Source organism: Chryseobacterium sp. W4I1 (assembly GCF_030816115.1).
In the GTDB taxonomy this organism is placed as follows: Bacteria; Bacteroidota; Bacteroidia; order Flavobacteriales; family Weeksellaceae; genus Chryseobacterium.
The window spans coordinates 4,216,699-4,229,677 of record NZ_JAUSXQ010000001.1 but is presented as its reverse complement, the minus strand read 5'-3'; the positions used below and the strand labels follow the sequence as shown (position 1 = coordinate 4,229,677).

At 36.1% G+C, this 12,979-nt stretch carries 13 protein-coding genes; 9 read left to right on the top strand and 4 right to left on the bottom strand.

Features of this window, described 5'->3' with window-relative positions; translation table 11 throughout:
* The first annotated feature begins 77 nt into the window (after positions 1-77).
* The 3 genes from QF044_RS19690 to QF044_RS19680 all read left to right on the top strand — a co-directional run bounded on the left by QF044_RS19690 (position 78) and on the right by QF044_RS19680 (position 2,633).
* Entirely contained in the window at positions 78-518 is a 441-nt protein-coding gene (locus tag QF044_RS19690) for a hypothetical protein (RefSeq protein ID WP_259828975.1), read from the top strand.
* A gap of 67 nt (positions 519-585) precedes the next feature.
* Entirely contained in the window at positions 586-1,578 is a 993-nt protein-coding gene (locus QF044_RS19685; protein WP_307271006.1) for an aspartate-semialdehyde dehydrogenase, read from the top strand.
* 53 nt (positions 1,579-1,631) lie between these two features.
* Complete coding sequence (locus tag QF044_RS19680) at positions 1,632-2,633, top strand: cation diffusion facilitator family transporter (protein WP_307271002.1); 1,002 nt, start codon at positions 1,632-1,634, stop codon at positions 2,631-2,633.
* Between the two features lie 5 nt (positions 2,634-2,638).
* Here the strand turns inward: QF044_RS19680 and QF044_RS19675 are convergent, their stop codons facing one another.
* On the bottom strand, positions 2,639-3,064 hold the full coding sequence (locus QF044_RS19675) for an exosortase F system-associated protein (protein ID WP_307271000.1): 426 nt from the start codon (positions 3,062-3,064) through the stop codon (positions 2,639-2,641).
* Complete coding sequence (xrtF, locus tag QF044_RS19670; protein ID WP_307270997.1) at positions 3,051-3,581, bottom strand: exosortase family protein XrtF; 531 nt, start codon at positions 3,579-3,581, stop codon at positions 3,051-3,053. The genes QF044_RS19675 and xrtF overlap by 14 nt, the downstream gene beginning before the upstream one ends.
* A gap of 232 nt (positions 3,582-3,813) precedes the next feature.
* Here xrtF and QF044_RS19665 point away from each other — a divergent pair, with 232 nt between their 5' ends.
* The 6 genes from QF044_RS19665 (at position 3,814) to QF044_RS19640 (ending at position 8,140) form a co-directional block, all read left to right on the top strand.
* Positions 3,814-4,833 carry an aminoglycoside phosphotransferase family protein gene (locus tag QF044_RS19665; RefSeq protein ID WP_307270994.1) on the top strand — a complete coding sequence of 340 codons (1,020 nt, stop codon included), beginning with the start codon at positions 3,814-3,816 and terminating at the stop codon, positions 4,831-4,833.
* A gap of 95 nt (positions 4,834-4,928) precedes the next feature.
* Positions 4,929-5,345: an RNase adapter RapZ gene (locus QF044_RS19660; protein WP_307270992.1), complete on the top strand. Its 417-nt coding sequence runs from the start codon at positions 4,929-4,931 to the stop codon at positions 5,343-5,345.
* A 79-nt stretch (positions 5,346-5,424) separates the two neighbouring features.
* A complete protein-coding gene (locus QF044_RS19655; RefSeq protein ID WP_307270991.1) occupies positions 5,425-6,138 on the top strand; it encodes a nucleotidyltransferase family protein in 714 nt (237 codons plus the stop codon).
* Positions 6,139-6,144: 6 nt separating this feature from the next.
* On the top strand, positions 6,145-6,897 hold the full coding sequence (locus QF044_RS19650; RefSeq protein WP_307270989.1) for a TIGR00730 family Rossman fold protein: 753 nt from the start codon (positions 6,145-6,147) through the stop codon (positions 6,895-6,897).
* A gap of 59 nt (positions 6,898-6,956) precedes the next feature.
* Positions 6,957-7,427, top strand: a complete 471-nt coding sequence (locus QF044_RS19645; RefSeq protein WP_307270987.1) for a DUF6702 family protein — start codon at positions 6,957-6,959, stop codon at positions 7,425-7,427.
* 443 nt (positions 7,428-7,870) lie between these two features.
* Complete coding sequence (locus QF044_RS19640) at positions 7,871-8,140, top strand: hypothetical protein (protein ID WP_307270985.1); 270 nt, start codon at positions 7,871-7,873, stop codon at positions 8,138-8,140.
* 276 nt (positions 8,141-8,416) lie between these two features.
* Here QF044_RS19640 and QF044_RS19635 read toward each other — a convergent pair whose 3' ends face one another.
* Positions 8,417-9,841 (bottom strand): DUF5689 domain-containing protein, encoded by a 1,425-nt coding sequence (locus tag QF044_RS19635; protein WP_307270984.1) that lies wholly within the window; start codon positions 9,839-9,841, stop codon positions 8,417-8,419.
* Between the two features lie 25 nt (positions 9,842-9,866).
* Positions 9,867-12,743 (bottom strand): carboxypeptidase-like regulatory domain-containing protein, encoded by a 2,877-nt coding sequence (locus QF044_RS19630; RefSeq protein WP_307270982.1) that lies wholly within the window; start codon positions 12,741-12,743, stop codon positions 9,867-9,869.
* Between the last annotated feature and the right edge of the window lie 236 nt (positions 12,744-12,979).

Here is a 12,979-nt window from a genome sequence, read left to right as displayed (position 1 = left end):
CATAATATTAGATTTTATAAATATCATCCCGGCTTTTCGCCGGGATTTTTGTTATATTTGTGTACAAAAAATTGAATATGGATTTTTACAAGATTTTTCTTAGTGCACACAAAGGATTCGGGTATCTTGAACTTCTTTTGGTGTCATTATTTATTATTGCCCTTTTAGCCACAATGTTTGGTTTCAGTGGTAAAGTGAACAAATTTTTAAAGAAGACAACCCTCTTCACCATGATTTTCTTTCATGTTCAGTTTCTGATAGGAATATGTTTATTATTCATATTTTCTCCGGGTTTCAAAGCGGCATTGGACGCTGGAACATTAATGAAAGACCCTTATAGCAGACAGACATTTGTGGAACATCCATTTTCTATGTTGGTCGCTGCCGTATTGATGACGATCATCAATAAAAAAGTAAAATCTAATGACACTATTTCTTTAGGAATTGTGATAATGGGTCTTATCGCAGCAGGTTTATTTGCATTCGCATTCCCTTGGATGAGAGTCTTTGGGGCATAAAATATAAATACAAAGTTGTCAATGTTATAGCTTTGTAATAGTTTAACTTAAATTTTTAATTAAATCAATGAAAGTAGCTGTAGTAGGTTCAACAGGAATGGTTGGACAAGTCATGCTTAAAGTTTTGGAGGAGAGAAACTTCCCTGTAACAGAATTAATTCCCGTAGCATCTGAAAGATCTGTAGGAAAGAAGGTGAAGTATAAACAGGAGGAATTTACGATTGTAAGCATGAAAGACGCTATAGCTGCCAAACCGGATATCGCTATTTTCTCTGCCGGAGGAGACACTTCTCTTGAATTTGCCCCTCTGTTTGCAGAAGCTGGTACTACCGTGATTGATAATTCTTCTGCTTGGAGAATGGATCCTACCAAAAAACTGGTTGTCCCTGAGATCAATGCAGATGTTTTAACCAAAGAAGATAAGATCATTGCCAATCCAAACTGTTCTACCATTCAGTTAGTAATGGTTTTAGGACCACTGAATAAGAAATATGATCTGAAAAGAGTGATTGTTTCTACGTATCAGTCTGTAACAGGAACAGGAAAAAATGCCGTTGATCAGCTTAATGCCGAAATAAGCGGAGATGATAGCGTTGCTAAAGTATATCCTTATCAGATCTTTAAAAATGCTCTTCCTCATTGTGACGTGTTCAGCGATGATGATTATACTAAAGAAGAGATCAAATTAATGAAGGAGCCTAAGAAGATTTTAGGTGATGACACTTTCAACCTTACCGCAACAGCAGTGAGAGTTCCTGTTCAGGGAGGTCACTCAGAAAGCGTAAATATTGAATTTGAAAACGAATTTGACCTTGACCAAGTAAGAAAAATTTTATCTGAAACTCCCGGTGTAGTCGTAATGGATAACGTGAAAAACAATGAATATCCCATGCCGCTGTACTCCGAAGGAAAAGACGAAGTTTTCGTCGGCAGGATAAGACGGGATCTCTCGCAGCCCAAAACGCTCAACCTCTGGATCGTAGCAGACAATCTGCGAAAAGGAGCAGCAACAAACGCTGTACAGATTGCAGAATACTTAGTAGCCCACAACTTAGTTTAAACTAACAAAATAAAAAAGAGTCTCAAAATTGAGATTCTTTTTTTTATCAAACTATGGAAAATAAAAAGACCATTACCCACAAAGACAAAATAGGATTCCAAAAAATTATTGCGGTTTTTGGAGTCATCTTATTCATTGGAAAAATTATCGCTTGGAAACTTACCAATTCCGATGCCGTATTTTCTGATGCCATGGAAAGTGTTGTGAATGTTATCAGTGCATTTATGGGACTCTACTCTCTTCATCTTGCAGCCAAGCCAAAGGATGATGACCACCCTTACGGCCACGGAAAAGTAGAATTTGTAACATCCGGTATTGAAGGTGCTTTAATAGCCATTGCCGGGATTATGATTATCTATGAAGGCATCAACAGTCTCATCGTAGGAAAAACGCTCAATAAGCTGGACCTTGGAATATGGATCATTGCTGCCACCGCTATTGTCAATTACCTTCTGGGTTATATTTCCATTAAAAAAGGGAAGGCAGAAAATTCCCTGGTTCTTATTGCATCCGGAAAACATCTACAGTCCGACACCATCACAACGCTTGGTGTTGTCATTAGCTTAATTGTGGTTTATTTCACAAAGATTTACTGGCTGGATTCTGCTGTAGCTCTGACTTTTGGAGCTTATATTATCTTTGTTGGTTATAAGATTGTCAGAAAATCTTTAAGTGGTATTATGGATGAACAGGATCCTGAATTATTAAACCAGATCATCCGAGTACTTGAAGACAACAGAAGAATAGAATGGATTGATGTTCACAATATGAAGATCCAGCAGTTCGGAGCCAATCTCCACATCGATGCTCACATTACCCTTCCTTGGTATTACAGCCTTCGGGAAGCTCATAACGAAATGGAAAAAATGATCATTTTATTGGCTAAAAACACCAACAGAAGCGTAGAATTCAACTTCCATATGGATGACTGCAAGCCTGTATCATGTTCTGTATGCCAGATCAAAGACTGTCCTGTCCGAGAAAAAGATTTTGTAAAAAGAGTTCAATGGACTCCGGAAAATGTGACAAGTGTTGATAAGCATACTGCAGACTAACTTACTTAACTGCTTTGCTTTCTATAGTAAAACATCGGAACAATTAAAAGCAGTGCTAAAGGCTGAATGACAAACCTTCTCATATAAAAGGAAAAAAGATAGCCTATTTCAAACCGGTCATAGATGCAGTAAAGATAAATAGGGAACGTAATCATAAAAATAATGCTGATCAGCAATGCTCCCTGTACTGTCCATTGCCTGTTTTTAAAAAGACACTGGATAATCAGACAGGAAAAAATAAGATTAAGGATAAACCTGAAAAGATGTCCTACAATTAATTTTGCCCATTCAAACTGCGGGAATGTAATATTTTTATTCGCTTCATGAAAATATTCCAGGAAAGGATCGTAAAAGATTTTATCTTCCAGCAACCGCACGCCTACAAGACCACAGACTCCCGCTATTATTAAAAGCCAGTTAAGAATTTTCATTTTTTAAAGCAAAGAATTTAATCCATATCAGCCAAAGAATGATCACCGTTCCGTAAATAACCGCCGGAAAAATAAAGTCATGGAATATTTTTCCATATTCTTTATGATCCGTTACTACAATATTCAGACCCGCAATCCTTATAATATTCATGACATAAAGCAATACAAGGCCCACAAGTACAAAAATAAATGTTTTTGAGCCCTTATAAAAAGCAAATACAAAAGAGGTGAACAGGATCATGACAGAAATAGCATTGCAACCTTCCACCATTCTTGTTGCATAATTTTTCTTCACATAAAACCAAACCTGCTCGTTTTTCACATCATTATAAAGCAGTGTAGGAAATCCCATCACATTCTGGATAGAAGTAACCTGCCTGGCAACTATCTGCGAAAAAGGATCCAGTCCGTCGGCCTTAAAACTATTAAGGTAAAACTGATACGCAAAAAGCAGCACCAAATAGATGACAATAAATCTCAGCAAAATGCTTAAAACCGGTTTAAAATCCTTTAGCATAGTACAAATATAAAAAATAGACTGAAATTCAAGCTAATAAATGTTTTGATTTCAAATATCAGACATTGGACTTTAAATGATAAAATAATAATTAACCAGTCTCAAGTCTCAATTAATATCTGCAACTTCCAAGCTCTTCAGCCTGAGATAACTCAACTTGAGTCCCAAAACTCAAACCCAAAACCCTCAAACTCATAAACTCCCATTAAATTAGTATATTTGTTTCCATATTATGACTTCCAAAAACGCAAAACTATTTTTTGAAAACTATCTGGGGGAACCATCGTCTGAGTTCATTACGCTCGCTCAAAGCGGTTCTGCCAGGGTAAATTTCCTGGCATCATCCAGCACCGGAAAATATATTGTTACGAGCAATGAAAATATCCCGGAAAATGAAAGTTTCCTGTATTATTCAGAAATTTTTTCAGGTTTAAAATTGAATACTCCCACTATTTTCGCGGTCTCAGACAACAGAAAGATGTATATACAGGAATTTCTTGGTGGACAGACACTTTCAGAGATTATTACCAAAGAAGGACTTTCTGCTCATGTAAAAAGCTTAGTAGAACAGACCTTAGAAAAACTTTTTCAGCTTCAGATCCAAACCCAAGGGAAAATTGACTTTTCTAAAACGTTTGAATACGAAAAGTATGATGAGCTTCCTATAATCCACGATTTGTACTATTTCAAAAATTTTGTAGCGGATGTCCTGGAACTGGAATATCAAAAATCTTCACTGCTGAAAGAATTTAAACAGATTGCCAATCTTATTGAAAATCTTGAGCCTAAAGGAATTATGATCCGTGATTTTCAGGCCAGAAACATTATGGTTAACAAAGAAAGTAAAGTTTCGTTCATCGACTATCAGTCTGCTATGGAAGGGCCGCTGATGTATGATGTCATCTCTTTTCTTTTCCAGGCTAAAGCTGATTTTCCGGAAGATTTTAAACATGAAATGCTCAATTATTACATAGAACAATTTGATAGTGAGACTACTAAAAATCAACTAAAGAATTCGGTAAAGCCCATTCAGATGATGAGATTCTTACAGGTTCTTGGAGCTTATGGTTTTAGAGGACTGATTCAACGGAAGCAGCATTTCTTAGCCAGTTTTGAAAAAGGAATTCAGAATATCACAGAGTTTGCGTCATCCTGGGAGCAGATGAAAGAATACCCGGAGCTGAAAAAGGTAATAGAACAGCTTTCTGCGGAAGATTTAAAATTAAAAATCAATACTATTTTGAATCATTAATATCAATTAAAAGACATGTCAACCCGAGCCAAATCGAAGGTTAAAATCAATATAAAACGAAAAGAGCCTTAATGGTTTAATAAAAATAAAGAACAATGCTACACATCGACATACACAGTTTTTCATACAAAAAAGGAGGAATTCCCAAGGACAATTCAGGAAATGGCGGAGGTTTTACCTTCGACTGCAGAGGAATTTTGAATCCCGGAAGAATTGAAGAATATAAAATCCAGACAGGAAACGATATCGGAGTTCAGGAATATCTTGAAACAAAAACTGAAATGCCTAAATTCCTGGAGCTGGTAAAAGCTATTATATCAATTAATATTGATAATTACCTGGCACGAGGCTTTGAAGACCTGCAGATCAGTTTCGGATGTACGGGAGGACAGCACAGATCAGTTTATTCAGCAATCAAAATTGCTGAATTTATCAAAGAAAAATATCCGGAAGGAACAGAGATAAGCCTTCACCATGACGAACAGCACCACCTGAATGTGAGTAATGGATAATGAGCAATAAGTACTATTTATTATACTTATTATCGAATCCTTAAATCACTCATTACCCATCACTCATTACCTATACTATATGAAAGCTTTAATTTTCGCTGCCGGGAAAGGCACAAGGCTGAAACCTTTTACGGATCATCATCCAAAAGCCCTTGCTAAGGTAAACGGCATACCGCTTCTGGAAAGAAATATAAATTATCTTAAAAGCTTCGGAATAAAAGATTTTGTGATCAATATCCATCATTTTGGAAATCAGATTGTTGAATTTTTAAATAAAAACAGTAATTTCGGATGCAGCATTGAAATCTCGGATGAGAGGAATGAGCTGCTGGAAACCGGTGGCGGCTTGATTTTTGCTAGAAAATTCCTCGATCACGGGGAAGATTTTCTGATCATGAACGCTGATATTTTAACAGAGATCAATATCAATGCTCTTGTTGAGTATCACAAAAAGATAAAAGATTTTGCTACTTTAGCGGTTTCAGATAGAGATAGTTCGAGAAAATTACTTTTCAACGACGATATGGTTTTGAGAGGCTGGCTTAATGTACAGTCGGGAGAACAGAGGCTTGCGGAATTCAACAAAGGTTTTAAAGCTCTTGCCTTCAGTGGCGTTCACTGTATCAATCCCGCTATCTTTGAAAAAATAAAAAGAACCGGCAAGTTTTCTGTTATGGAGGAGTATCTGGATCTGATGCAGACTGAACATATCCACGGATTTGTACATGACAGCATTCTGATAGATGTGGGAAGACCGGAATCGGTAATAGAAGCCGAAAAACATTTTAAATAATTTCGCATGGAAATGGAGGGAACGAGGGATGAAAGTTTGATAAATCCTGAATTAGATATAAACGAAACAAAGCTTCACAACAGTCTCAGACAAAAAACCTGGGACGAAACCATTACGAAGGACAGCTGGATGGTGTTTAAAGTAATGGCTGAATTTGTGGATGGTTACGAAAAGCTGGCCAAGATCGGCCCGTGTGTTTCTATATTTGGGTCTGCAAGGCTGAAGCCAGAAAGTAAGTACTACGAAATGGCTGTAGAAATTGCCGAAAAAATCACTAAACTAGGCTTCGGAATCATTACCGGAGGTGGCCCGGGCATTATGGAAGCGGGCAATAAAGGTGCATTCAATGGCCAGGGAAGATCTATCGGGCTTAATATTGATCTGCCTTTTGAGCAGCATTTTAATCCTTATATTAATAAATCTTATTCTATGAACTTCGATTACTTTTTTGTAAGAAAAGTAATGTTCGTAAAATATTCCCAGGGATTTGTGGTAATGCCTGGAGGCTTTGGAACTCTTGATGAGCTTACGGAAGCTATAACACTGATCCAGACTAATAAAATAGGTAAATTCCCGATCGTTCTTGTAGGAAGTGAATTCTGGGGTGGCTTGTTGGAATGGTTCAAAGCAACACTGTTAAAAGAAGGAATGATCGCAGAAGATGATCTGGATTTATACAGGGTGGTAGATACGGCGGATGAAGCGGTGGCCCACATTAAAGCATTTTATGACAAATATTCTGTGAATGTAAATTTTTAATTGGCATATTATTTGTGACCTATAACTAGCAAGTATGATTTGTAAATCTATTAATTAAGATGAAAAAACTTTTATATATATCAGGAATTTTAACATTTTTTGTGTTAATGAGTTTTATGTATGTAGACTTTTTCTCTTCAATGACCAAAGTGGATTATATAGATGGAAGTAAAACATTGAAGTTTACCACAAAAATGAATACCAACCATATTTCTGATGCTATAAAAATCAATCCTAATACAGCAGGATTTGAGGCAGAGGTTAAAAAATATGTGAATAATAATTTTGATGTGTACATCAATGGCTCTCCGAAAACTATAACCTTCACTGGAAGTCAGGTAAGCGGAGAAACTGTATGGGTATATTTCGAGACCAGCGGAGTGTCGGATATCAATACCTTGAAGATTAAAAATACCATTCTTTTAAGTTCTTTTCCTAAGCAATTCAACGTTGTGAGTATTGCTTACAAAGGAAGCCAGAAAGTAATGAATTTCCAGCGAGGAAAAGAAGTGAATGAAGTTTCTTTCTAAACAGGAATAATTTTAAAAATAGTAACCACTGCTGAGATGCGGTGGTTTTTTTGTGTAAAGTTTTCCTTAAATTATTTATTATTTTTTCACAAGTCAATGGAAAAACTGTAAATTTATAAAAATAATTATACTAATATACCAATGCGAACTGTACATTAGTGCACTATTTCTGTTATATTTTTGAGTATGTCAGCTCAGGAAGTAGTCTGTGACACAAAAACTCAAGATTTTCTAAGCTAATTATCTTCAGCATCTCCATCCACTGGAGATGGAGTTTTTCTGTTAGTCAGAACTTATTATTCAGGCAGATTTTGCACAGGAAAATAATTTTGACATAGAAATACTATAGATGATCCATTGTTCGGATTAGGAATAATTACATAAACAGTTGCGAACGGAGCAGGGAATGTTGTTAATCAGGAAGTAAAATAATTTTTTATTCAATGAAGAGAGAGAATAAGGTTTTATTAATAATAATAATCTGTGGTATAGGCTGGATCATATATTTTTTAAAGTATAAGTCTATAAGCCCGCCAGCAGCAATAATACTTAAAAATGCCAAATATACTATAGGAGAAATTACTTCTGTTTATTATGGAGACAGAGCACGTAAAAAGGGGAATGATTTTACATTTAGTTATAAGGAAGGAGTTATTAGAAATGCTCATGAAGAAGGAGAATTCATTTGGGCGAAAATATCTTGTTGTTTATGATTCTGTGAATATTAGAAATGGATATTTGATATTAGATAAATTCGATATTACTAAATAAATATCATATCTATAAAAATTATGATTATTATGATGTTGGATGGTCATTACCTCAAATACCATTTAAATACGATAAAAGTGATATTGACTATGAAGTAAAAATGAACCTCAGAAGCGAATAAGTTCGTCTTTGAAGAAATCAAAACGATTTGTCATAAATATAAGAAGTCGACTCATATGAGCCGACTTCTTTATCTCAAATTGTATATTACTTTAGTATTATTCAATTTTAATATTATCGATTTGAATATCGTAAGTACCTGCATTCCCTGTTTTGATGGCAAACATATCTTTTCCAGCTAATAGATTAAGATCTGCCAAACCGGTAAGGTTAAGTTCAACCAGCCTCCATTGACCGTTGGTATTAATTGAACCTGTGTAAGAATTGGCATTGCCAGAATCTGGATCTAAAATTGCACCAGTACTGAATGTTCCCAGGTTGAAGGTATAGAAAATAGGAGTACCACTGGTTTTATATACATTGAAAGAAAGCGATTTTCCAGTCGAAGTACCTTTGATATAGAACGTAATTCTTTTTGGAATAGCTGGTAAACCTGAAGCTGCGGTAGCTGTAAATACATAATCATTTGTTGTAGGTGTTCCTTTAATCTGAAGCGAATTGGTTCCGTTATATCCTAAACCAACACCTTGGGTTGCATATGGTTTAAGGCCGAAACCGTTTACACTTGATAAGAAGGTTGTCCAGTTCTCAAAATCAGAACCGTTGAAAAGATTTACAGCAGAAGCTGCTGGATTCTCTGGTGCTCCCGGAGAAAATCTTTCATTATTAAAGACCATATCATCAAGATTTCTGATATAGGCCTGTTCTGTAAAGATGGTAGTGGTAGGATTACTCGGGCTTGTGTAACGGCTCAAAAGAAGTACAATATCACCGCTTTTTGCATATTTAGGAGAAATAGGAGATTTAGCAAACGTTGCATAATTACTAAAACGAAGGTCTAATCTCGCTGCCTTTTTATCTGTTATATAACGGTCTCCTGTTGCAGCATCATCAGCAAAGGTTTTTGTCAGTTCGGCATCTTCATACTGAACATTTTTAATTTTTACAAGCTGGTTGATGTGAGCACCGTTTTTAAGAGCATCAGCGATAGAATTAAATTCCAATGGCTTCATTACAGCAACAATAGGTTTTTGTCCGTCACAAACTCTTGCCATATAATTAGCAAGTTTATTAGGATTAATTCTGCCCACTGAATAATTGGGATCATAAGAACCTATTTTAATATTTCCATTGGAAGCCTGAACAATAAGTCCTTTTAAATTAATTCTAACCAAAGCACCTGTAGGAAAATCTAAATATTGATTTCCTCCATCAATATCTACCTCTATTCCCTGGGTAGGGTTTTCAGGCTTATCCTGCAGGAACATCATTTTATAAATATTTCCCGATTCATCACTTGAACCCACATAAGCTTCAACGATATAGTCTTCTTTAACAATATCCGCATCGGTAGGTTTAGGTTTTGCGATACCAGCAAGATCTGACAGCTTGTGATTAGCTGCAGGAAATCTATTGGTACACTGAATTTCCGGAACATCATAATCATCGGATTTTACACAAGACGATAACGTCAACATTGAAATGGCACTAAATACAGCTGCCTTAAAATATATATTTTTCATTGTTTTCGATTTTTAAAATTATTGATTAGAATCTAAGTTGAAGATTTACAAAATAAGACCTTCCCTGGGAATACCAGTATTTAGGAGCAAATACCATATTTCCGCTGTCATAATCATTCGCATAATCAGTATAGTTCACATTTCTGGTCTGCTCGAATCCTCCTGTAATGTAATTTTTATTATTAAGAATATTATTTACAGAAGCAGAAATCAGTACATAATATTTACCAAACATCCACGATTTTCCTGCATTGGCATTAAGGAAAAACTCACTAGGAAGTTTCGTAGGCGTAAGAACTCTAGCCAACTCTTCAGGATTTACATTATCATAAGGCACTCCAGGCGTATTGGGATTGGTATAGAACCTTGCCGTTCTGGTTACCGGAGACGGATCCAAGTAAGAGTGTCCGAAATAATTCCAGCTTGCCCCTACCCACCAGTATTTTGGGCTGTTGTAGCGAAGACCTAAATTATAGGCTTCCTGTGGAGTTCCTCCCTGTTTGTAGTTTTTCAAAGTAGCCTCTCCCATATTGGTATAGGATCTTGATATGATGTTTCCACTGTTATCAAGTTCTCTGAATGTTCCTACAGCGTCAGAAGCAAAATAAACAGTAGGATTATTAGTATACGTATATTGCCCGATACTTAATAGTCCATTAGCCGTTAGTGTAGGAGTGATCTTTACCTGTGCACCAAGCTCAACTCCCATATTTCTCTTGTTAGCACCCGCAAGTACCTGAGTAATAAAAGCACCGTCCTGAACAGGTGCCTGATCTCCGCTTTCAGTTAATGTCGTTAATTTAACTCCCTGTGCAAAATATCTCTGAACACTGGTTTCATTCTGAGTGTTAACTAAATAACCTGTCAATCTTACCTTAACAATAGGAGTAGATATTACGTAGCTTAAATCATTGGCATCAATAACAACATTCTTGATATTTGGTGTAGTAACGCCACTTACTCTTGTATTAAAATAGATATCATTCAGGAAAGGAGACTGTGAAAAATAAGCTCCGTTATAAACCAGGAAGTTTCTACCATTAATTCTATAGGTTACCTGCCCTTTTACACCCACATTCCAAAAGTTTTTGTCCTCTCCTTTTCCGTAAGATGACTGATAAAGGTAATGCTGGAATAATCCTTCTCTGCTATTGTTGGTATATCCGAATAATCCGGACACAAAAACATCAAATTTACCTGTTGAGAATTTAAAAGCTGGATTTATTTTTATTTCCTGTCTTCTGAAGATATAATCATATCCTATTTTATCGCCTTCTTTTTTCGCAACGGAAGCATCATCTTCTTTAAGGTTGTATTTCCCCCAAACTCTGCTTGCATCAGTATTCGATGCGAATGGATCCATATTCAGGGCAAAATCTGCACCCAGAAGATCATTAACTTCTCTGTATTGTCCAGATTTATAATTCTGATAAGAGACATTCAGAATGAAACGGGAGGTATCTGTAAAATTATAAGTATAATGTGTTGCTGCATTGAAAATCTTATCATCCTTCACATCATCCACAAGGAAATAGGCAGCTCTTCTTCCGCCAAACTGTGACATATAAAGATCTCCGTTTCTGTTTATATTATAAAGATTATCCCAGTTGATCTGTGTATGAGACTGATCATCATTGGTCCACCAATCTCTAGTAATTCCTATATTAGCTGCCTGCTCGGGTGCAGGATTATTAAAATTCAACCAATAGCTTGGCAGATTACGGTAATAAGTAGGGGAAGGATTATTTGCCCTGTACCAATCCAGTCTTGAACTGTAATCTTTACCGAACTGATAGGAAACGCTAGTCCACAATTGAGAATTTTTATTAATTTTCCAGAAGTCCTGCAACTGAAATAATGGCTGAAATCCTCTTCTGACCCTCTCATTCCTTTTTTCTCCTCCTTGCCAACCCCAATACGAGTTGTAGTGAATTCCTCTAAAATCATAAACTTCCTGGGTATTCGGGCTGGAAGTGCTTCTTGCATATTTGGAACCAATGGCATTAAATGTCATAGTATGGTTGTCACTGAATTTCTTTTCAATCCCAAGATAGCCGCTGTAGGCATCATAGGAAGTTCCGTCCTGTATTCCTTCCTGAGCCCATCTTCTGGCAATCATTCCGGTAAAAGCCCATCCGTTCTTGTTCATTCCGGAAGAATACCTGTAAGATAATCTGTTGGTATAATTCCGGTTTGTAAGGGAATACGTTAATTGACTTCCTTTTCTATAGTCACTGGCTTTTGTATTTTTATAAATAACAGAACTGTTTCCACCGAATGCATATTCGGATGGCGCATGATTTGCGGAAATTTCCGGGTACCTGGTGATCTCGTTAAGCCCACCCCAGGTTCCAAAATCTACATTACCATTATCAGATTCAAGCATAGAAACACCATTCAGCATAGATTCTACAGATCTTCCATCAATCCCTCTTGGACGGAACCAATAAAATCCTAAATCAAATGCTGCAATTCTACTGAAAACATCCTGAGACGACTGGAGTAAACCTACTGTAGAGGCCTGTCCGCTGTTACTGTCTTCGCTATCACCGCTATTGTCAATAATAGCTAATCCTTGATCTGCGTTCGTAAGATTGGAATATAGGGTAATAGTCCCTAGATCCTTTCTTTTCTCATCGGTTACGTCAAACTCCATCATTTTGGTTTCGAAGTTTGGTTTCGTAATCATAATTTGATAATGGCCCGTCTGCAGATCTACAAACTGGAAATATCCAATTTTGTCAGCCGTTACATCATTTTCACTCCCCTTAAGGTCTACTTCTGCCCTTTCAACAGGCTTTCCATCTGCATCCTTAAGATACGCAAATACAGTAGTCTGCGCAAAATAGAATGAAGCCGGAAGTAGAGTAAATAAGGAGACTAATGATAATTTTTTAATCATGAGTTTATTATTTTTTTTTATGCTTTCCTATTAATTTACACCCCTTTAAAAGTTGGGGGGCACTAATTTAGGTAAAATTTATAATTACCAATTTTTTTAACATTATTTTTTCTTAACATGGCAAACTTTTATGAATCATTATGTAAGAGAATAATGGTTAACTGTTTTAAATTTACAAATATTTAAATGGGTTAAATTAAAAAAAGTAAATTTGTTTTTTAAATAATTTTAAATAC

Coding starts and splice junctions, on each gene's coding strand:
- QF044_RS19690 (WP_259828975.1), top strand. CDS start 78: ATGGATTTTTACAAGATTTTTCTTAGTGCACACAAAGGATTCGGGTAT.
- QF044_RS19685 (WP_307271006.1), top strand. CDS start 586: ATGAAAGTAGCTGTAGTAGGTTCAACAGGAATGGTTGGACAAGTCATG.
- QF044_RS19680 (WP_307271002.1), top strand. CDS start 1,632: ATGGAAAATAAAAAGACCATTACCCACAAAGACAAAATAGGATTCCAA.
- QF044_RS19675 (WP_307271000.1), bottom strand. CDS start 3,064: ATGAAAATTCTTAACTGGCTTTTAATAATAGCGGGAGTCTGTGGTCTT.
- xrtF (WP_307270997.1), bottom strand. CDS start 3,581: ATGCTAAAGGATTTTAAACCGGTTTTAAGCATTTTGCTGAGATTTATT.
- QF044_RS19665 (WP_307270994.1), top strand. CDS start 3,814: ATGACTTCCAAAAACGCAAAACTATTTTTTGAAAACTATCTGGGGGAA.
- QF044_RS19660 (WP_307270992.1), top strand. CDS start 4,929: ATGCTACACATCGACATACACAGTTTTTCATACAAAAAAGGAGGAATT.
- QF044_RS19655 (WP_307270991.1), top strand. CDS start 5,425: ATGAAAGCTTTAATTTTCGCTGCCGGGAAAGGCACAAGGCTGAAACCT.
- QF044_RS19650 (WP_307270989.1), top strand. CDS start 6,145: ATGGAAATGGAGGGAACGAGGGATGAAAGTTTGATAAATCCTGAATTA.
- QF044_RS19645 (WP_307270987.1), top strand. CDS start 6,957: ATGAAAAAACTTTTATATATATCAGGAATTTTAACATTTTTTGTGTTA.
- QF044_RS19640 (WP_307270985.1), top strand. CDS start 7,871: ATGAAGAGAGAGAATAAGGTTTTATTAATAATAATAATCTGTGGTATA.
- QF044_RS19635 (WP_307270984.1), bottom strand. CDS start 9,841: ATGAAAAATATATATTTTAAGGCAGCTGTATTTAGTGCCATTTCAATG.
- QF044_RS19630 (WP_307270982.1), bottom strand. CDS start 12,743: ATGATTAAAAAATTATCATTAGTCTCCTTATTTACTCTACTTCCGGCT.